Consider the following 19,969-nt stretch of genomic DNA (forward strand, 5'->3'; position numbering starts at 1 on the left):
TCAGAGCGGAAAGCCTATGTCGGCGGCGGCAGCCTTGAAACGTGCGATGGCGTTGCCAATCATCTGTTCTGTGTGGCTGGCCGTCACGCTGGAACGCAGCAGAGGATGGTCATCCGGCGTTGCGGGTGGCAGGGACAGATTGACATAAACTCCACGTGCCAGCAGCGCATTCCAGAAAGCGATGGCGGTGGGAATATCCGGCATTGTCACTGCTACGATGGGACTGACCTGCGGTCCCACTGTGAAACCGGCCTGTTTCAGACCGCCATGGAGTGTTTCGGCATTGTGCCGCAGCGTTGCCTGCAACGCCGGCCTTTGCTGCATCTGCCGCAGGGCGGACTGGACGGACGCAATCACCGAGGCCGGTAATGAAGCGGTAAACATATAAGGGCGGCAGGCAACACGCAGAATGTCGAAGCCGTCTATGTCGGTCACGCAGAAACCGCCGACGCTGCCGAGACTTTTCGAGAATGTGCCGACGATGAAATCGGTATCAGCCTCCACTTTCTGTGCTTCCGCCAGCCCGCGCCCACGGGCGCCAAGCACACCGAGCGAATGGGCCTCATCCACCAGAAGCCATGCACCGGCCTCGCGTTTGACAGCGGCAATCTCGGCAAGGGGACAACTGTCGCCGAGCATGGAGTAAATGCCTTCGACCACCACCAGCTTTGCGCCCGGTGTGCCATCCAGACGGCGCAGACGGCGGGCCAGATCTTCCGGATCGTTGTGACGGAAACGGATCACCTGCGCCTGACCAAGGCGGCTGCCATCATAGATGCTGGCATGGCTGTCAGCATCCAGCAGCAGATAGTCATCCTTGCCTGCCAGCGTAGAGAGAATGCCGAGATTGGCCTGATAACCGGTGCTGAACACCATGGCATGTTTGCGGCCATAGAATGCAGCCAGCTCATGTTCCAGTGCGGTGTGCAGTGCTGTGGTGCCATTGGCGATACGGGAGCCGGTGGTGCCGGTTCCATGCTCCCGCACCGCCTCGGCGGAAGCGTTTATTCCGGCCGGGTCCAGATTGAGACCAAGATAGTTGTTGGTCCCGAACAGCAGGGTTGGCTGTCCATTGATCATGCCTTCACTGGCCGAGGGGCCTGGCTCGATCACCACGCTGAACGGATCATGCCCGGCGGCGGTCAGGGCGCGCCGCGCTTCGGCGAGGGGAGCGAATTTGGCGAGAATGGAACGGCTCATAAGAAATCCGGGAACGCTGGAGATAAGGAAGAGGGCGGTGTCTTCAAGGCGCGGCGGTTAACTCGGCCAGACAGGCGGCCAGATCGTTGATGGTGCGGATTCCTGCCAGTCGGTCCAGCGGCACGGAGACATCAAGACGATCTTCGATGTCCATGACGAAATTCATGACAGCGAGGGAGTCCAGCCCGAGATCATCGACGATCACCGTTTCTCCGTTCACCGGCTTCGCCGTTTTGGAGCGGGCAGCCAGCGTATCAATGATCAGAGCTTTGATGGAGGACAGATCGGTGCTCATGAGAGGTGGCTCCGTGGACGATCGGTGTGGTGGGTTGATATCTGGATCATGTCTCTAGCGGGGAGCGTGCGCCGGGGCCAGCCAACCCGCGGCACGATACCATGCGACCGTGCCGGAAAATCCATGATCAAGGGAGATACGGGGCCGGGCAATGGTATCGGGCAGTAATTCAGCCGGGGAGACCGACCAGTCGGGATGCAGCATCTCCCGGGCCTTGCCCGTATTGAAAATGGCGGGTCGGCGGGAGAGCAGACCGTAAAGACTGCCGGCCAGCCCGGCCCCCCATATGGAGGCCGCCGGCAGCCGGACATAGCGGGGATGGTTGCCGAGCGCCTGCGCGGCGGTCTGCATGATCTCCTGCGGTGTATAACCTTGCGGGTTGCCATCAGCGAGCGTGCAGAGAGAGGGCGGTGCCGTGTGCACGGCCAGAGCCGCGATCGCATCGGCGGCATCAGCAACATGGATCATGGCGATTCTGGAACGCGGATGGCCTGCGACAGGTACGATCCCTGCCGCGGCGCTCCTGAAAATGGACAGGGTGGCGGTATCCCACGGGCCATAAATGACCGGTGGGCGCACGATGCACACATCGCCGTTGAAGCCGTCACGCAAAGCCTGTTCTCCGGCGGATTTGCTGGCGGCATAGGCGGATAGATGCGGCGTCCGTGCGGCAAGGGAGGAGATGCCGATCAGCCGTGCCGCCGGTGTGCAGCGTTGCAGCATGGAGGCGACCATGGCCGCGCCATCACGGTTGACAGCCAGAAATGCTTTGCGTGAACGTGCCCGCACCAGCCCTGCCAGATGCAGGACCACATCAGCACCCGTCAGCAGACGTCGCAGCGCGGTTTCATCCGACAGATCGCCCGGAACAGTTTCGATCTCTCTGTCCCTCCACAGCGGATGCGGTTCGGGCCTGCGGATCAGGGCGCGGACGTGAAATCCGCGCTCTGCCAGAGCAGCCACGGTATGGCAGCCCAAAAACCCGGTGGCCCCTGTTACCGCCGCGATGGGTCTTCGGGCCATCATCCAGCCCGTTCAGGCGACGGAGGAGACAGGATCGCTCTCGAAAGCGCCAGCCAGCAGCATCTGCCTGGCCCGTGCGCGGCTGAGCTTGCCGGAGGAAGTTTGTGGCAGGCTGCGCGGCGGCACCAGAATGACGGATACCTCTACGCCATGCTGGCGCAGGAACAGGGAAGCCGCTTCCTGTTGAAGGGCCTCCCGTGCCGCCGGATCGCTGAGCCTGCATTGCAGCAGCGCCACAACTTTTTCCTGCGCGTCATTGTCGATGGAGAATACCACGACATCACGGCTGCGCAGGGCAGGAATATGGCTCTCGGCCGACCATTCCAGATCCTGCGGCCAGATATTGCGACCATTGACGATAATCAGATCCTTGGCGCGTCCGGTGACGACAATCTGCCCGTTCAGCAGATAGCCGAGATCACCGGTATTGAGCCATCCATCAGCCGAGAGCACCGCTGCGGTTGCTTCGGGCTGGGCGAAGTAGCCGGTCATGATGCTCGGCCCCCGCGCATAGATCACGCCCACGCGCCGCTCCGGCAGGACGGTTCCATCCTCGCCACGTACCTCGATGGCGTAGCCGGGCAAAGCAGGGCCGCACAGGACAAAGTCGCGGCCCTGACCGGGGTGCTCCTCTGGTACGCTGGCAAGGGCGAGTCCCTGATGCTCCAGCGGTCCGCGCGCCACGACATCGGTATGCAGCCCCTCACCATGTGGGGAGAAGCTGAGGGCCAGTGTGACCTCGGCCATGCCATAGCTGGGGACAAAAGTCCGATCACTGAAACCCCGTGTTGCGAAGCTTGCTGCGAAGTCGCGCAGAACCTGCGGGCGGATCATGTCGCCGCCGATCCCGGCGATGCGCCAGCTGGACAGATCCAATGTTTCCGGTGCGCTTTCAGCCCGGCGGGCGCACAGCTCATAGCCGAAGGAAGGGCTGTAGGAGAGCGTGCCACGATTGCGGCTGATCAGATCCAGCCAGACCAGCGGACGGCGTGCGAATTCCCGCGTTGGCAGAAAATCGACTGAAATCTGGCAGGTCAGCGGGGTCAGCAAAAAGCCGACCAGCCCCATATCGTGATACAGCGGCAACCAGGAAACGCCCCGATCCCCATCCCTGAACGCCAGCCCGTGCTGGCTGATAGCGGCGGCGTTGGCCATGGCGGCGCGCTGTGTGACGGCCACGCCGAGCGGAAACCGGGTGCTGCCGGAGGAAAACTGTAGATAGGACAGCGCATCCGGATCAATCACCGGCAGGTCCATGCCTGGGACCGGCATGGTGTGCAGCATGGTGGCGGTGCCGGTGAAGACGAGGTTCAGACCCTCGGTCGCTTCCTGCAACCATTCGTGCAGCAGATCGGGCGCAAAAGCGGCGCTGGCCTGTGCGCTTTCGATCATGCGGCGGAGATTGGCGATATATCCTTCCCGTCCGGCAAAGGCGGCGGGCAGCGGCAGGGGGGCGGGCACCAGCCCGGCATACTGGCAGGCCCAGAAGATGCGGACGAAATCACCGTCATTTTCGGCAATCAGCGCGATGCGCTCACCCGGATTCAGACCGAGGGCCAGCAGGCGGCGGGCATCATCCTGGGCCTGACGACGCAATGCCCGATAGGGCAACGCTTCCTGTAACACACCGCGTCCGGAGTAGAAGTTCAGCCCGGCTTCTCCGGTGGCGGCATAATCCAGCGCATCGGGCAGGGTGGAAAAATCAGCAAGCCGACGGGGAGTGCCAGGGTCTGACGGTGTGGGGATGACGGAATGATGCACGGGTGGTCCACATCCTTGAGTGCTGACGCGCCACTCCCGGTGGCGGTAGGTGCAGGTTGGTCGGGCGGCGGGGTGACAGGATCAGCCCCCTGAAAGGCGGGACAATCAGGGCGTTTGAAGGCGATCCGTCAAGTCCGAAGGGCGGTTTAGTAGTATTTCATTCTGATATCGACCACGTTATCGCCGGGGTGGGTTGCAAATCTGACAGCTGACAGGTCAGGCGGCCCCAGCAGAAGAACCGGGTTGCGGGAGAAACCGAACCCTTCGGCAGGCAGGCCCAGCATGGTCGTGTCGAAATGACCGTTCCGGTTGGCGTCGTGAAACATGGCGACGGCGTAGAATCCGGTTGCGGGCAATGCGATGCAGGCATGCGTCACAGGAAGGGAAACCGGCAGGTTGACACGGGCAAGTTTGTATTTTCCATCCAGAAAATGCGTGGCCTCATCCGGATAGACAGTGATGGTGATCACGCCTTCTGCCGAATTCATGCCATGGACAGAGATCACAAGGCGTGTCTGGTGCGGATCATCCGGCTGACACTGATCGGTCCCTGCGTGACTATGGTGGGGCCAGATTGCCAGACTCAGAAGGACCAAAATACTAAAAAGCCGTTTCAATATGGCTGGTCTGTTCCGATCCATGACGCTGCTTCCTGCCAGTCTTGTGATGAAGTGCGACTTCCGGTTAGGTCTGACGGGTCGCCACCGCCTATCATGCCGGGTATTTCTGCATGAGCAGGCTGTACGGGCATGGAGCGGTCAAGTCCAGCCGACCGCAGGAGAGAGTCGAGGAGGAAGGGAAACGTCCTCCGGCATGAAATGCGTCAGATCCTGATTTTCCGCCATAACCTGTTCCGTGTTTCGGAGCCGTTCGTCACCGAACCGGCTGAAGCACTGACGCGCTATCGCCCGCTTTACATGGGCTGGTTGCGCTATGGGGAGGCACCGTCGGGGGCGGAGTCCATTGTGCTGGGGCGTTGTTCCGGTACGCGTCCTTCTGCCGCGGTAGGCTGGCAGATGCTGTCCCGCGATCCCGGCCCCTATCTGCGGCGGCTGGGTGAGCGCAGGCCATCGCTGATTCATGCCCATTTCGGGGTTGATGGCAGCTATGCCCTGCCGCTGGCCAGGCGGCTCGGTGTGAAGCTGATCACGACATTTCATGGATTCGATGCGACCCTGTCTCTGGCCGGGCTGATGACATCTCCTCCCTGGGCCTGGTACGCGCTGATGCGGCGCAGACTGGCGCGGGAGGGCGCGTTGTTCCTCTGTGCCTCCGCGTTTATTCGCCGGAAAGTGCTGGCACTGGGTTTCCCCTCTGAGCGCACGCGGGTTCACTATATCGGTGTTGATTGTGCCGGAATCATGCCTCGTGTGCCGGAGGAGGAGACCAGAACCATCCTGCATGTCGCCCGGCTGGTGGACGTCAAGGGCACAGCTTCTTTGATCCGAGCTTTTGCCCGGCTGAATGGCCGGCATAAGGATGTCAGGCTGGACATTATCGGGCAGGGGCCGTTGCTGTCGGGGTTGCGTGATCTGGCGCGCGCGCTTGGAGTTGAAGCGCGGGTGCGGTTTCTGGGTGCATGGCCGCATGAGGCTGTTCTGCACCACATTCGGCAGGCGGCGATGCTGGTGCAGCCGAGCGTGCGGACCCATAGCGGGCGGGAGGAAGGGTTGGGCATGGTGCTGCTGGAAGCCGCGGCAAGTGGCGTGCCTGCGATCGGCTCGCTCAGTGGAGGTATACCGGAAGCCGTCCGGGATGGTGAAACCGGTTTCCTGACGCCGGAGCGGGATGTGGAGGCGCTGGCCCGCCGGATGAATGATCTGCTGGATGACGACACGCTTCGCCGGCGCATGGGCCATGCTGCCCGGCGCATGGCCGAGCAGGAATTCGACCGCCAGCGTCAGACGACCCGTCTGGAAACCCTGTATGATTCGGTGCTCGACCATGCAGGCTGAAGCGGATGTGGTTCCAGAGGGAGCAACGATCGTCGTCGCACACCCGGATGATGAATGTCTCTGGCTGAGTTCCGTACTGCCGACGGCCCGTCATGTGGTGTTCGTATTCGGCGATTCCTTTACACGTCCGCAGCGTGCGGCCGCCCGGCGGCGGGCGGTGGCGGCCTTGCATCTGCCGGGGCTGGTGAATCTGGCGATCCCCGAAAGCGGGGCAGGATTCAAGGTTGACTGGGCGGATGAGCATCTCGACACCGTGCTGACCCGGTTCGGTATTACGATCAACGAACCAGCGGCGCGGGCGCGCTACGAGGCCAATTTTGACCGCGTGCTTGCCGGGTTGAGGCCGCATCTGACCGGCGCGCTGCATGTCTGCACCCATAATCCATGGGGTGAGTATGGTCATGCCGAGCATTTTCAGGTTCATCGTGCCGTGATGCAGTTGCAGGCGGAGCTGGGCTTTACGGTTTGGTACAGCAATTACGTGGATGCGCGCAGCCTGACCCTTGCGGCCCGGATTGGCGCATCTCCCTGTTATGCACAGCGAAGGACTGTCCCCACGGCGCCGGGGGTTGCGCGGGGGCTGATGCGGGTTTATCGCCGCTACGGAGCCTGGACCTGGACACGCTGGCATGTCTGGCCGGAGCGGGAGACGTTGTTTTCGGTTCCGCCGGAAGGGTGTCACTCGACACTGGCGGGCGAGGCATTGCTGGATGTCGCGGGATTACGCCTGTGGCCACCGCCCTGGCGCCGTGCTCTTCGTGTTCTGCCGGCTCAGCCGCCTTTATCGTCCCTGTTTCGCCCGCCGGTGGCGGGGCAGGCATAACCAGTCCGGGAATTCCATGGCGAAGCTTCCTCTGTCGAAGAAACTCAAGGGCCTCCGGTCGGGCCTGCGCTTTCTCGGTCTTGTCGCCGGTTCCCGTTATAATCCTCTGCTGGCGCAGGTGGTGGTAACGCGGCGCTGCAACCTGGCCTGCGGATACTGTAACGAATACGATACGTTTTCTCCCCCCGTGCCGTTGCCGGAACTGCTGGCGCGGATTGATCATCTGGCGAAACTCCGCACAGCCTCCATCACTTTTACCGGAGGCGAGCCGCTGCTTCATCCGCAACTGGATGAGGCCATCCGGGCGGCGCGGCGTCATGGCATGATCGTGACCATGATCACCAACGGGTTCCGTCTGACCAAAGCCTGGATCGACCGTCTGAATGCGGCCGGATTACAGGGTATGCAGATCAGCATCGACAATCTGGAACCGGATGAGGTGTCGATGAAAAGCCTGCATTCGGTGGAAAAGAAACTCGGATTGCTGGCGGAGCATGCGCAGTTCAAGGTCAACGTCAATTCGGTGCTTGGGATCAGTGATGAACGCACACCGGATGTGATCGAGGTTGCGCGCACCGCTGCCAAATATGGGCTCCAGCATTCTGTCGGCGTGCTGCATGACCATACCGGAACGCTGAAGCCGCTGAGCGCGCTCCAGATGGCGGCCTATGCGACGGTCACGAAAATCTCGCCGTCTCTGGTGCATGGTCTCAATTACCGCCTGTTTCAGCGGAACCTGATGCAGGGGCAGCCCAATCAATGGAAATGCCGTGCCGGCGCGCGGTACCTGTATGTGACCGAGGACGGGCGGGTACACTGGTGTTCACAGCAGCGGGGCTATCCGGCCATTCCGTTGCTGGAATACACGCGGGAGGATCTGCGGCGCGAATATCATACGCCCAAATCCTGTGCGCCGACCTGCACTTTATCCTGCGTTCATCAGATGAGCATGTTCGATGGCTTCCGTGGGGCGCAGACCTTGCCGGAGCCTGCTCCTGTGGCGGCTGAATAGGTTTATCCGGTGGAGGAAGGCCCTTTTTTCCGCTGAGAGAGCGGCAGCAGGGAGCCGATCGTGATGATGGCGGCAATCATCACCAGCCGAAGCATGGGAGGCGCCGTTCCTGCCAGTGTTTCCAGACCGATCACGACCAGCACCAGAACGGTCGCCCGCTCCACAGACCCCCGTATGGTGTGCAGCCATATCCACGGTGACCAGCCCCAGCGTCGGTGCACATAGCGGGACGCCCAGAGCAGGGCGCAGGGATAGATCGCAAGCCATGATGCGGCGGCGGCGATCACACCCTGTTCCGGCGGCAGGACCAGCCCGGACCCCAGAATACCGAGGCTGAGCAGCGTCAGGGTCGTCGCTGAAAGTTTTGCCGCCATACCGGGCTGCCCGGTGGCCAGCATCAGCGGAAACATCAGTTCCAGCATCACACGCAACAGGGCGGCCCCGGCCAGAAGCTGAAGGGGCAGAGCGGCGGCGGCATAGCTTCCGCCATGACCGTCTTTCAGAAGCGCCAGCAGCGGATGCGCGGCGAGGATCAGTCCAATCGTGACCGGCGTGACCAGCATCAGCAGGCGGCGCAGCGCCCAGGTAACCCCTTCCTGAAGCGCGGGTGGCGTGTGCGCCATGCGGGAAAAAACCGGTAGCGTCGCACGCTTGATCAACTGGCTGACGGCCATGGCCGGTTCCATCGCCACATCGAAGGCGACCCGGTAGAGGGCCAGCGATGCCGGACCATATAATCCGCCCACCAGCAGGAAATCGATATTGCGGAACACCTGATCGAGCAGGCTGGCCGAGGCCGAGCGGATACCGAAACGCAGGAGAAAACGGATGGTGATGAACCGGAAGCGCAGACGCGGCCGGAAGGGATGCGCCATGAGGGATGCCGTCAGAATGCATGCGCCACTGATCGTATAGGCTGCTACCAGTGCCCAGCTTCCGGCCCCGCAGACCGCCAGCCCGGCGCGGGTGAGGGCACCGCCGAATGTGCCTGCCAGTCCGACGGCGGCAATGCGTTCATACTGCAAGGCACGGTTCATCTGTGCCAGTGGAATGACCGCTCCGGCCACCAGAGGCTGTTTCAGCGCCACCGCCGCGAAATATCCGGCTATGCCGCCAATGCCGAACAGCGATCCGCTCTCTTTGGCCAGCAACCATGTCAGCAGGCCGATCACGGCAGCGGCGGTCATGACGAACCAGAACAGGCTGTCATACTGGGTGCGGCTGATACGGGGGGCCTGTACCAGCGCTTCGGCAGCGCCGATTCCGTCCAGCGCCTCGATCACCATACCGGTGGCGATCACCATGGCGGCGATGCCGACCTGCTCCTTGGTCAGAAACATCAGGGCGATCACCGTGCTGGCAATGTCCATGACTCTGGCGGCGATGGCGGCTCCGCCCAGCCAGTTGAAGCCACGGGCCAGATGCTGCCGGTGGTTATCCATGCGGTGGGGTTTCCGGGGCGGGCAGTACAGGTGGGCGTGGCGGCAGCACCCATGAACGGGTTCTGAGCAGGTGTGCAAACCACTGTCGGGACTGACCAAGCCATTGACGCCAGTGCCGGGCTGTCCAGCGGGATGAGCGTGGAGGAGGAGCCTGCATCCTGGTTTGCAGGATGGTGGCGATGCGGCTGGCGCGGGCCTCCCAGGTCAGGCTCTGGCTGTCGGCCTGAGCGGTCTGCGCCAGCCTGTGCGCCCGTGCCTGATCAGTGGTCAGGGTCGTGAGGCCCTCTGCCAGCGCCTCGATATCGTCCGCCCGGCAGAGCCATGCATTACGGTCATGTTCCAGTAACTCCCGGACATCCGGAGTATCACCCGCCAGAATAGGCCGCCCGGAGGCCAGATACAGAAACAGCTTCAGCGGCAGTACCGTGGAGCCAAACTGCATCAGCGGGCTGGAGGAGGGAGGAATCACCAGTACATCCGCGGCAAACAGATAGAGGGAGAGGGTGGCCTCGGTCTGCCAGGGGATGAATGCCACATTGGCAAGACCAGCCGCCATGGTCTCGATCGGGCCATGCCCCGTGGAGCCGACCAGCAGAAACTGGATCTGTGGCAGCCGGCGTGCGGCCTCGATCAGCAGCGGCAATCCCTTCTTGTGATTGATGCGGCCGGTATAGATTGCGGTGATCTGCGTCGGATCGAGGCCGAGGGCGCGTTTCGCATCTTCAACCGGCATGGGGTCGCGCAGTCGGTCCGGCTCGAACCCGTTATGCACGCAGAGCAGTTTTTCCGGTGGGATTCCCAGCGCCAGATATTTTTGCCGTGTGTATTCGGAATGACAGATATGGATCAGGACATTGCGGTGGGAGAACAGGCGAAACAGCCATCGCTGCAAAGGGGGAATCTGGTCTGGCCACGGGCGGTAATGATCGAAGGCAACGCGCTTTCCGCGCAGCACGGCCATCCAGGTGACGAACAGGTTGCGCGAATAGACCATATCGGCTTCCCGGAAAGCCCGGCGCAGCACGATGGTCAGACCACAGGCCAGATGCCGGAACAGTCCTGGTCCATGCGGTGCCCATGCGCGGATGATGTCCATGCCTGCGAGTGTTTCGCTGGCCTTTAAACCCTCCGGTGTGGCGACAGGAACATGCAGCCAGCATCTGTCGAGGTGCCGGGACAGATAACGGGCGGTGGTGGTAAAGACTTCGGCATCGGCTTCCCGGCTGGGCAGGGGATTTTCGAACGCAAAAAGGATTTTCATCGGCTCCGGCGCTTTCATCCTGACCACGGGTCGATTGCTGGCCGTGTGATGACGATCCAGCGGCATAGCCGCCGGGCGGCCTGCCCTGCAATGCGGCGTTTGCGCAGCAGATGTTTCGGATTATAGCTGGCGCGATCATGGCCGGTCGATCAACGATGACCGGTGTAACGATGGCCCGCTGTTTTCGTCCTTTTGGCCGCCTTCTGGATCAGGCTTTTGTACCGTTGATCATCCAGACCTACCTGATCCGTGAGATCATGCGTCCTTTCGTGCCGGTGCTGGTTGTGCTGGCAGGCTTGTTCGGCAGTTTCAGCGCGGCTGGTTTCCTGTCCGATGCGGTGAACGGTCTGCTGCCGGCTGGCTCGATCATCCAGATGGTCAGCCTGAAAGTTTTGATTGCGCTGGAAGTGCTGATCCCCATTTCGCTCTATCTGTCCGTGCTTCTGGCGTTCGGGCGGTTGAACAGTGATCAGGAAATAATCGCCATGGCTGCGCTGCGCGTCCAGCCGGAGCGCATATGGCGTATTGTGCTGAGCCTGTGTCTGGCTATGGCGGTGGTGGTGGGGGCCTTGTCCCTTTTTACCAGACCATGGGCTTATGCGCGGCTGCATGCCCTGTCGGATCAGGCGCATGTGTCGCTCAATACTGATGCGATGGAGGCGGGGACTTTTTATATCGGTCCCAAAGGCAATCGGGTGATTTTCTTCACCCATCGCGCAGGGCCTGAGGAACCGGCCAGCGGTGTTTTTGTGCAGCTCTGGTCGCCTGATCGGATGGAGATCATCTCCGCACGGCAGGCTATGACCCTGCGGCCGGGTTCGCCGGATATAAAATCACAAATCCTGTTGAGTGATGCTCATATTTATCGTTTCAACCGCTCCGGTGAGGGCAATGACGAGATGCTGGATGCGGCTGAGACCGTCCTCGATATCCAGCCGAACAAGGCTGAGGCCGCGGCTTACAGTGCTGTTGCGACTGCGACTTCCACTTTGCTTGGATCATCCAGTCCGGCGGATATTGCCGAGCTTCAGTGGCGTTTTTCGACGTCTGTTTCCACCTTGCTGCTGGGGTTGCTGGGAGTTCCGATGAGCCGTTCGAAGCCTCGCCAAAGCCGCTATGCGCGTTTTGGGGCGGCGATTCTGGCTTATTTCGGGTATTATTTACTGTCTACTTCGGCGCGGACATGGGTTCAGCACGGGGTTGTGCCCCCTATTCCCGGCATCTGGTGGGTACCAGCGCTGCTGGGTGTTGTACTGCTGGGCCTGCTGTATGCGCCTCGCTGGCGCCTGGCCATCCGTCGCCGCAGCGTCCGGGTGTCAAGATGAGGAAAGAGCGCTACGCAGCCATGGCGGCGCTGAAAGCAGTTGGTCTCTCTGCTGCCGCATTGACAGCACTGTTCAGCCTGCTGGAATTTGTGCAGCAACTGGCCTCCGTGGGGCAAGGGCGTTACGGTATGCTCGATGCCACGATTTACGTTGCCCTGACAGCGCCTTATCGATTGTTGCAGGTTGTGCCTGTCTCCATGCTGATCGGCACTCTGCTGGGGCTGGGCGGCCTTGCCCGCAATGGAGAGCTGACCGCGCTGCGCGGCCTCGGCATGTCAGAGCGACGGATCATCCTGTCGGTGATCGCTTTTTCCATACCGCTGATGGTTATTCTCTTTCTGATGGCCCAGTTTGTGATTCCGCCAGCGCAGAGAGAAGCCCAGACATGGCGCAGCAACGCGTTGCCGGATACTACGGCCCTTCGCAGCCAGGACAGTTTCTGGGCTTACGGGGACAGGCATTTTCTCAACGTTCAGCATTTCGAACATAATGATGAACCTTATAATATCGACATCTTCTCCTTTGCGGTGGATGGAGAACTGCATCGTTATCTGCATGCGCAAAGCGCCGATATTATGCCGAATGATCGCTGGGTTCTGCATGATGTACTGAGCAGAACTCTTGTGGATGGGCAACTCCGCAAGGATCATCTGGATCGTCTGGACTGGACCCCGTTTCTGACTCCGCAGCAGACTCAGTTTTTGCGCTTGCGGCCGGATGCAATGCCGCCGCTGGCATTATGGCGCTATGTAAGCAGTCTGAAGCAGCGGGGCTTGCAGGCTATACGTTATGAGCAGGAATTGTGGGCCAAAATCAGTATTCCGTTGACGATGATGGCGATGGTGATTGCGGCGACACCTTTTGTTTTTGGCGGTGGCCGTGTGCAGAATACAGGGGCCTTCATTGCGCTGGGGGCTGCGATTGGCGTCGTGTTCACGCTTGTTCAGCAGATTTCAGGTCATCTGGATGTTTTGCTGAACCTCAATCCCGCAGTGACGGCATTGACGCCGCCGGTGTTATTGATGTGGCTGGGAATTGACCTGTTCTACCGGCGGCAAAGATAGGAACCTGAGCCAGCGGTTCATGTTGTAAGGCCCATAAAACAAAACGGCGACCCCGCTGGTCACCGTTCAAACAGCAAGACATTATTTTTGAAAAACTGGAGCGGGCGAAGGGATTCGAACCCTCGACCCCAACCTTGGCAAGGTTGTGCTCTACCCCTGAGCTACGCCCGCATCCGTGACCGTGCCGAAGCAGCGGTGGGCGGGCTTCTATAGGGGGATGAAAAGCTTGGCAAGCCCCTTTTTGTCATGATTTTGACAATCGCGAAAAACAGCCTGCTCCGGGTTGTTTCCTAACCGGTCGCAAACATCTATCAATCCGGTCTTGTCGTGCTGCTGAGGGATGCGAATCATGAGCCTGATCATTGGCGCTGGAGGAAATTCTGCCGGAGGGGCAGGCGCATCCCGACGAGGCCCTTCCGCTCAGGGGAGCGGTCTGGTCGGCGCATCCGGTCAGGGCGTCTCCAGCCAGAATGCCGCGACTCTCTCCGCGCAGGAGATGATCATCGATGGCTCTCAGGACACGTTCATGGAGGACGTGATTGAGGCATCACGCACCACCCCTGTTGTGGTGGATTTCTGGGCGACATGGTGCGGTCCCTGCAAGCAATTGACCCCGGTTCTGGAAAAGGCCGTTCGTGCGGCACAGGGGCGTATCAAGCTGGTGAAGATCGATATCGATCAGAACCGCTCTCTGGTGCAGCAACTGGCCCAGCTTGGTCTGCCGGTGCAGTCGGTGCCGACCGTGGCCGCATTCTGGCAGGGGCAGATTGCCGATCTGTTTCAGGGGGCGGTGCCGGAATCGGAAATCAAACGCTTCGTTGAAGCTTTGCTCAAGATGACGGGTGGAGAGCTGCCCGGTGCGGATCTTCTGGCCGAAGCCAAACGCGCGACCGAGGCAGGCGAGCATGAGATGGCGGCCCAGTTCTATTCCGCCCTGATCCAGCAGGATGCGGAAAAGCCGGAAGGCTGGGCCGGTCTGGCCCGCAGCCTGCTGGCGCTGGATCAGCCGGAGGAGGCCGTCGCCGTGCTGGATCAGGCTCCGCCCGCGATTGCGGCGCATGCAGAGATTGAAGGCGCGCGCTCCGCGGTTGCGGTAGCTGAGGAAGGCCGTCAGGCCCGCGCCAGACTGGCCGAGTTGCAGGCCGCCCATGAGGCCAACCCCGATGATCGGCAGGCCGCCTATGATCTCTCTGCGGCGTTATCGGCGGCTGGAGAACGGGAGCAGGCGGCCGCTCTGCTGCTGGACATCATCCGGCATGATCGCGCCTGGAACGATGATGCAGCGCGTCTGCAATTGTTACGCTTTTTCGATGCATGGGGGCAGGGCGATCCGGCCACCCTGGCAGCGAGGCGCAAACTCTCCGCATTGCTGTTCAGCTGATCCGGCTGTCCCCCTGACTGGAGCGATTGCCATGACTGACAATACTCTTCCTTCGCTGTCTGATCCTGCGGTGACTCCGGAGCGCGGGTCTGTCGCGGAAACTGTTGATCCACGACTGCTGGAAATTCTGGTCTGCCCGTTGACGAGGGATACGCTGATCTATGATGCCGCCGCCGGAGAACTGATCAGCCGGAAGGCCGGTCTGGCCTACCCGATCAGGGATGGTATCCCGATCATGCTGCCGGAAGAGGCAAGGCGGTTGCCGGAATGACCGGCATGCCGCCTTTGGGGCAGACATCTGATGGGGCGGCTGTGACGCCGACCGAAATCAGGCTGGATCGTGGTGAGGCATTGCTGCACGTCACATTCGAGGATGGCACTGCCTACAGTCTGCCTGCCGAATATCTCCGTGTCGAAAGCCCCAGTGCTGAGGTGCAGGGCCATACTCCGGCAGAGCGCCGTACTGTCTCCGGCAAGCGTCATGTCGGGATGCGGGGGTTGGAGCCGGTGGGGCATTACGCCGTCCGGATCATCTTCGATGACGGGCATGATACCGGTATTTACACATGGGACTATCTGCGCCGACTCGGTCGGGAGCAGACGGAGCGCTGGGCGGCGTATCTGCATCGGCTCGCGGACAAGAAGCTGACGCGCTGACCGTCGGTTGCAACGCATCCAGGGCCACCCATATGGGGCAAGGCGGGTTTTGCCCGCCTACCTATCATCGCTGAGGGGAGCAAGCCATGAGCCAGCCCAGTGCTGCCGGATCCGGGATTTTCAGGATTGGCGGGGATCTGCCAGTTCATCGACTGGGTTTCGGTGCGATGCGTATCACCGGAAAGGGAATCTGGGGTGAGCCTGCCAATCCCGATACTGCACGTGCAACGCTGCGCCGCCTGCGTGATGTTGGTGTCGACCTGATCGACACGGCTGATAGTTACGGACCTTTTGTCAGCGAAGACCTGATTGCGGAGGTTTTGCATCCCTATACCGGCCTGGTGATCGCGACCAAGGGCGGCCTGACGCGCCATGGACCGGATATCTGGCGTCCCGTGGGACGGCCCGAGTATCTGCGTCAATGCGTGTTGATGAGTTTACGCCGCCTGCGGATAGAACAGATTGATCTGTGGCAGCTGCACAGGATTGATCCCAAAGTTGATCGGGCAGAGCAGTTTGAAGCCATTGCCGGTTTCGTCAGGGAGGGCCTGATCAGGCATGTGGGCCTCAGTGAGGTCTCAGTGGAGGATATTCAGGCGGCACAGAATTACTTCCCCGTGGCGACGGTGCAGAACCGGTACAATCTGGTGGACCGCACCAGTGAGGATGTGCTGCGCCATTGCGAGGCTCATGGCATCGGTTTCATTCCCTGGGCACCGCTTTCTGCGGGAAGTCTGGCGCAGAGCGGTTCTTTGCTGGATCGGCTGGCGCATGGAATGGGTAAGACCTCCGGGCAGATTGCGCTGGCATGGCTGTTGCAGCGGTCGCCTGTCATGCTGCCCATTCCAGGAACCGGCAGCCCGTCCCATCTGGATGATAATGTCATGGCTGCCGACATTCATCTGGATGAAAGCGACTTCAGGGCTCTGGATGAACAAGGGAAAGCCGCCTGGGCGGCTACCCGATAAGCAATCAGTTTTGATCAAGCAGGCGGGGGAGGTAGATGGAAATCATTGTGCCTGCCCCGGGCCTGCTGTCGATGCTGATATGGCCGCCTGTCTGCTTGACGAAGCCATAGACCATAGACAGGCCCAGCCCGGTACCAACCAGCCGTTTGGTGGTAAAAAACGGCTCGAAGGCACGCTCCATGACATCCGGAGTCATGCCTGTTCCGCTATCCTTGACAGTCACGCAGATATAATCGCCGATTGGCAGGATTGACATATAATTATCGGACTGATCCGGATCATTTCGGAAATTGCATGTTGTGATCTGTAAAGATCCTCCGTCTGGCATGGCATCCCGTGCATTGATCGCCAGATTCAGCACGGCATTGTCCAGCTGATGAGGGTCGCATAATGTCAGCCATAAATCAGACTGCAATTCGGTAATCACGTGAATCGAGGCGCCAAGTGTACGACTGAGAAGATCATCCAGCTCGACGATCAGGCTGTTGATGTTGACGGAAGAAGAATTGAGAGGCTGACGGCGGGAAAAAGAGAGCAAACGATCAATCAGGGAAGATGCCTTGTCAGCAGCGTTCAGGGCAGACTGGATGTATTTCCCGGTTTCTTCATTGTCGGTTTTCTCTGTTTTGATCTGCAACAGCTCCAGATTGCCGATAATGCAGGCCAGGATATTATTGAAGTCGTGAGCAATCCCGCCTGTCAGTTGCCCCACAGCTTCCATTTTCTGGGCTTGACGTAGTTGTTCCTGCGTCTCGGTATTTTCACGCAGTGCTTTCTGTAAGGCCAGTGTCCGTTGCTGTACCAGAGTTTCAAGGGCTGATGCATCCCGCTTTAAAATCTCTCTTGCCTGCACAGAGTGTTCGATGTCTGTGCAGCTTCCATACCAGCGTGTGACGGCGCCGGTCTCTTCGTTGCTGATTGCATGGGCCTGCGTTAAAATCCACCGCCATTGCCCATCTGCACGTTGCATGCGGTGTTCGATTTCATATGACTGACTGCTTGCAATGCTATGATTCATGTGAGCAAGCGTGGCATCCCGATCATCGGGATGCAGCAATGTGGTCCAGCCATGCCCGATCAGTTCGTTGGTCGGCAGACCAGAAAATTGGACCCATCTTTGATTGAAAAAATCATGGTACCCGTCAGCCCGCGCCGACCAGATCATCTGGGGCATTGTGTCCATGATCGTGCGCAGCTCATGATCGGCTTTTATGCGGTCATGAATGTCTGTCCCGATGCCAATCCATAATTTGGGTGTTCGTTCGGAACTCAGGGAAATGCTGCGAATTAAAAACCAGCGATATTCCCCGTCAACCCGACGCATCGGTACTTCGATGTCATAATGCATGCCATCATTGAAAGTAGTTTCCCGGTGATGAACGACTTTCGTCACGTAATCGGGGTGAAAAGCCATTTCCCATAATGGTCGGAGATCAATATCCTTCTCATCATGACTGGAAGTGACGGAGATACCGGTAAAATCCTGCCAGAATCTGTTCAGATATATGATGCGCCTGCTGCCATCACTGATCCAGATCGGCTGGGTCGTGATTTCCATCATATGTTGTTGCAGAAGGGATTTATAATAATCCTGTTGTGGGAAAATCTCCGGTGAAAATTCTTTTTCGATAACCAGTAAGACACGGCTGGGAGTATTGTTTTCATTATGCAGGATTTTAATCAGTACAAAAAAAGCAATCGGATTTCCCGAATGTGATTGATGCTCCACCCACTGTCGTGTGCATCCCACGCCATGTGAAATGGCTCTCTGAACAAGACTGTTGAATACGGTTGGTGCATCTGGCAGACAATGTCTGTCACCCAATTCGAAAAGCTTGTCCGCTGCCTGGTTGGCTCTCAGCAACCGGCCTGATCCTGTTTCAAGAATCACGAGACCGGATGGATTGTTTGTAAAAGCAAGCCATATGTCTGACGGATTATGATCCGCTGTATTCTGATTGACAGCGAATTGTTCCTGCGGGGGCACGGACTGTGCAGTCAATGCATGGCGCAGCAACCGGGTGGTCAGGTGCAGAACATTCTGCTCGGTCAGGGAGAGTGTATCGGGACGAAGAGTGCTGCTGAACCCGATGATCGCCCCTGTGGGTGCGCCTTCTGAACCGCCCAGTGCCATGACGCAGCACATGCTGAAACGAGCCATGAAAGGCTTGCCGGCCTGGCTGTGAAAGATGTTTTCCTGATCAAGCCGGTGCCATGAAGGCTCTGATCCTGCCAGTGAAATCAGCCGTGTCAAAATCGGGTGGCTGGCTGGTGGCCGGGATGGAAAAAAGACCATTTTTTCATCCACAGGACATGCATGACCAAGTAAAGAAAAATGATCATTTTCCTGTAGAACGATAAAAACAGCAGCCAGTCCACATGTTTCAGCGACAAGCTGAGCGTAATCATCATAAAGCGTACTGTTTTTATGAATGGCCATGCCACTATTTTGCTGGGATGGCTTTTAAAGACAAGTTTCTATTTTAGAGTATCGCTAAAAAAGGGAAAAGCTAGTTTGGCTTTTCCCTTTTGAAGATACGGGCCGTTGAAAATTGTTTCAGCTGGCGGAGATACGATGGGTTGGGGCCGTGACATTGGCGATGACCTCGCCGAAGGGGCCGGCATTGCGTGCTGTCCCGAGGGTATGGTTACCCGTTGTTTCCCGCAGCGGCAGCAGGGGGAAAACCAGCTCGGCAAAGCGATAGCACTCTTCCAGATGCGGGTAGCCGGAGAGGATGAAGCGGTCGATGCCCAGTGCCATATATTCCTTCATCCGGTCTGCCACCTGTTGCGGACTGCCGACCAGCGCCGTGCCTGCACCGCCGCGAACCAGTCCCACGCCAGCCCAGAGGTTAGGGCTGATTTCCAGTTTCTCCCGGCGGCCGCTATGAAGTCGGGCCATACGCTGCTGCCCGACGCTGTCGAAATGCGCGAAGGCTTTTTGGGCCGTCTCGATGGCTTCGTCGGTGACATGCTGAATCAGATTATCGGCTGCTGCCCAGGCTTCCTCGGCGGTTTCACGCACGATGACATGCAGGCGGATACCAAAGCTCAGCTTGCGACCCCGTTTTGCAGCCCGTGCCCGCATATCGGCGATTTTTTCAGCGACATCCTCGGGCGGTTCACCCCAGGTCAGATAGACATCGCACTGCTCGGCGGCGACCTCCTGGCCGGCTTCGGAAGATCCGCCAAAATAAAGCGGCGGATAAGGCGTCTGGACCGGAGGGTACAGCAATTTCCCCTGTTTGGAACGTACATGTTTGCCTTCGAAATCCACCGTCTCCCCCTGTAGCAGGGCACGCCAGACCTGAAGATACTCGGCGGTTGCTTCGTAACGTTCGCTGTGATCGAGGAAGACCCCGTCACCCTGCAATTCCTTTGGATCACCGCCGGCGACGACGTTGATCAGCAGACGACCGCCGGACAGACGGTCAAGCGTTGCTGCCATGCGTGCCGTCATGGAGGGTTCGGACAATCCGGGCCGAACGGCCACCAGAAACCGTGTCCGCTGTGTCAGGGGAACCATGGCAGAGGCGATGATCCAGGAATCCTCACAGGATTTCCCGGTCGGCAGCAGCAATCCGTAATAGCCGAGTTCATCAGCCGCACGGGCAATCTGGCTGAGATAATTCAGAGTGACGTGACGTGCACCGACCTGGGAAGCCAGATACCGCCCATCACCATGTGTGGGCAGGAACCACAGAACATCCGCAGCCTCGGCAGCGTGGCTGGAGTGGGACATCGGTCGGGAAACTCCATTCAGAAATCGTATTTCTGATCAAGAAAAACGTTATAAAACGTG

The 19,969-nt window shown here is 59.5% G+C and carries 19 protein-coding genes and 1 tRNA gene; 10 read left to right on the plus strand and 10 right to left on the minus strand.

The window, feature by feature from the left end:
• The 5 genes from spt to GbCGDNIH8_RS01215 all read right to left on the minus strand — a co-directional run bounded on the left by spt (position 1) and on the right by GbCGDNIH8_RS01215 (position 4,785).
• Complete coding sequence (gene spt, locus GbCGDNIH8_RS01195; RefSeq protein ID WP_072571796.1) at positions 1–1,200, minus strand: serine palmitoyltransferase; 1,200 nt, start codon at positions 1,198–1,200, stop codon at positions 1–3.
• Positions 1,201–1,243: 43 nt separating this feature from the next.
• Entirely contained in the window at positions 1,244–1,495 is a 252-nt protein-coding gene (locus GbCGDNIH8_RS01200) for an acyl carrier protein (protein ID WP_072571797.1), read from the minus strand.
• 54 nt (positions 1,496–1,549) lie between these two features.
• Positions 1,550–2,518, minus strand: coding sequence for an NAD-dependent epimerase/dehydratase family protein (locus GbCGDNIH8_RS01205; RefSeq protein ID WP_072573499.1), 969 nt, complete (start codon positions 2,516–2,518; stop codon positions 1,550–1,552).
• A 12-nt stretch (positions 2,519–2,530) separates the two neighbouring features.
• A complete protein-coding gene (locus GbCGDNIH8_RS01210; protein WP_072571798.1) occupies positions 2,531–4,279 on the minus strand; it encodes a fatty acyl-AMP ligase in 1,749 nt (582 codons plus the stop codon).
• Positions 4,280–4,425: 146 nt separating this feature from the next.
• Positions 4,426–4,785 (minus strand): DUF2141 domain-containing protein, encoded by a 360-nt coding sequence (locus GbCGDNIH8_RS01215; RefSeq protein ID WP_172822872.1) that lies wholly within the window; start codon positions 4,783–4,785, stop codon positions 4,426–4,428.
• 312 nt (positions 4,786–5,097) lie between these two features.
• Between GbCGDNIH8_RS01215 and GbCGDNIH8_RS01220 the strand changes: the two genes are divergently transcribed.
• From GbCGDNIH8_RS01220 to GbCGDNIH8_RS01230, 3 genes are read left to right on the plus strand one after another with little or no spacing between them, the layout of a single operon-like run.
• A complete protein-coding gene (locus GbCGDNIH8_RS01220) occupies positions 5,098–6,234 on the plus strand; it encodes a glycosyltransferase (RefSeq protein WP_072571800.1) in 1,137 nt (378 codons plus the stop codon).
• Positions 6,206–7,057, plus strand: coding sequence for a hypothetical protein (locus GbCGDNIH8_RS01225; RefSeq protein WP_157692508.1), 852 nt, complete (start codon positions 6,206–6,208; stop codon positions 7,055–7,057). The genes GbCGDNIH8_RS01220 and GbCGDNIH8_RS01225 overlap by 29 nt, the downstream gene beginning before the upstream one ends.
• A gap of 16 nt (positions 7,058–7,073) precedes the next feature.
• Positions 7,074–8,069 (plus strand): radical SAM protein, encoded by a 996-nt coding sequence (locus GbCGDNIH8_RS01230; protein ID WP_072571802.1) that lies wholly within the window; start codon positions 7,074–7,076, stop codon positions 8,067–8,069.
• A gap of 2 nt (positions 8,070–8,071) precedes the next feature.
• On the opposite strand, the gene GbCGDNIH8_RS01235 is transcribed toward GbCGDNIH8_RS01230, so the two are convergent.
• Entirely contained in the window at positions 8,072–9,511 is a 1,440-nt protein-coding gene (locus tag GbCGDNIH8_RS01235) for an oligosaccharide flippase family protein (RefSeq protein WP_072571803.1), read from the minus strand.
• Complete coding sequence (locus GbCGDNIH8_RS01240) at positions 9,504–10,838, minus strand: glycosyltransferase family 4 protein (protein WP_253736069.1); 1,335 nt, start codon at positions 10,836–10,838, stop codon at positions 9,504–9,506. Before GbCGDNIH8_RS01240 ends, GbCGDNIH8_RS01235 begins: the two co-directional genes overlap by 8 nt.
• 71 nt (positions 10,839–10,909) lie before the next feature.
• Between GbCGDNIH8_RS01240 and lptF the strand changes: the two genes are divergently transcribed.
• Together lptF and lptG are read left to right on the plus strand one after the other, a co-directional pair.
• Positions 10,910–12,097, plus strand: coding sequence for an LPS export ABC transporter permease LptF (gene lptF, locus GbCGDNIH8_RS01245; RefSeq protein ID WP_253736070.1), 1,188 nt, complete (start codon positions 10,910–10,912; stop codon positions 12,095–12,097).
• A complete protein-coding gene (lptG, locus tag GbCGDNIH8_RS01250; RefSeq protein WP_072571804.1) occupies positions 12,094–13,161 on the plus strand; it encodes an LPS export ABC transporter permease LptG in 1,068 nt (355 codons plus the stop codon). Before lptF ends, lptG begins: the two co-directional genes overlap by 4 nt.
• A 96-nt stretch (positions 13,162–13,257) precedes the next feature.
• Here the strand turns inward: lptG and GbCGDNIH8_RS01255 are convergent.
• A tRNA-Gly gene (locus GbCGDNIH8_RS01255) sits at positions 13,258–13,332 on the minus strand.
• Between the two features lie 178 nt (positions 13,333–13,510).
• Here GbCGDNIH8_RS01255 and GbCGDNIH8_RS01260 point away from each other — a divergent pair.
• From GbCGDNIH8_RS01260 to GbCGDNIH8_RS01275, 4 genes are all read left to right on the plus strand, one after another.
• The gene (locus tag GbCGDNIH8_RS01260) at positions 13,511–14,542 is read left to right on the plus strand and encodes a tetratricopeptide repeat protein (RefSeq protein WP_172822873.1); all 1,032 of its coding nucleotides are present in this window, start codon (positions 13,511–13,513) and stop codon (positions 14,540–14,542) included.
• A 31-nt stretch (positions 14,543–14,573) separates the two neighbouring features.
• Positions 14,574–14,813: a Trm112 family protein gene (locus GbCGDNIH8_RS01265; protein ID WP_072571805.1), complete on the plus strand. Its 240-nt coding sequence runs from the start codon at positions 14,574–14,576 to the stop codon at positions 14,811–14,813.
• A complete protein-coding gene (locus GbCGDNIH8_RS01270; RefSeq protein ID WP_081368774.1) occupies positions 14,810–15,199 on the plus strand; it encodes a gamma-butyrobetaine hydroxylase family protein in 390 nt (129 codons plus the stop codon). The genes GbCGDNIH8_RS01265 and GbCGDNIH8_RS01270 overlap by 4 nt, the downstream gene beginning before the upstream one ends.
• A gap of 86 nt (positions 15,200–15,285) precedes the next feature.
• Positions 15,286–16,167: an aldo/keto reductase gene (locus GbCGDNIH8_RS01275; protein ID WP_072571806.1), complete on the plus strand. Its 882-nt coding sequence runs from the start codon at positions 15,286–15,288 to the stop codon at positions 16,165–16,167.
• Positions 16,168–16,171: 4 nt separating this feature from the next.
• On the opposite strand, the gene GbCGDNIH8_RS01280 is transcribed toward GbCGDNIH8_RS01275, so the two are convergent.
• Positions 16,172–18,328 carry a PAS domain-containing sensor histidine kinase gene (locus GbCGDNIH8_RS01280; RefSeq protein ID WP_172822874.1) on the minus strand — a complete coding sequence of 719 codons (2,157 nt, stop codon included), beginning with the start codon at positions 18,326–18,328 and terminating at the stop codon, positions 16,172–16,174.
• A gap of 53 nt (positions 18,329–18,381) precedes the next feature.
• Here GbCGDNIH8_RS01280 and GbCGDNIH8_RS13025 point away from each other — a divergent pair, with 53 nt between their 5' ends.
• On the plus strand, positions 18,382–18,528 hold the full coding sequence (locus GbCGDNIH8_RS13025) for a hypothetical protein (protein WP_172822875.1): 147 nt from the start codon (positions 18,382–18,384) through the stop codon (positions 18,526–18,528).
• A gap of 196 nt (positions 18,529–18,724) precedes the next feature.
• Here the strand turns inward: GbCGDNIH8_RS13025 and ssuD are convergent, their stop codons facing one another.
• Positions 18,725–19,909 (minus strand): FMNH2-dependent alkanesulfonate monooxygenase, encoded by a 1,185-nt coding sequence (gene ssuD / locus GbCGDNIH8_RS01285; protein ID WP_072571808.1) that lies wholly within the window; start codon positions 19,907–19,909, stop codon positions 18,725–18,727.
• Positions 19,910–19,969: the final 60 nt, after the last annotated feature.

It is taken from the genome of Granulibacter bethesdensis (assembly GCF_001889545.1).
In the GTDB taxonomy this organism is placed as follows: Bacteria; Pseudomonadota; Alphaproteobacteria; order Acetobacterales; family Acetobacteraceae; genus Granulibacter; species Granulibacter bethesdensis_B.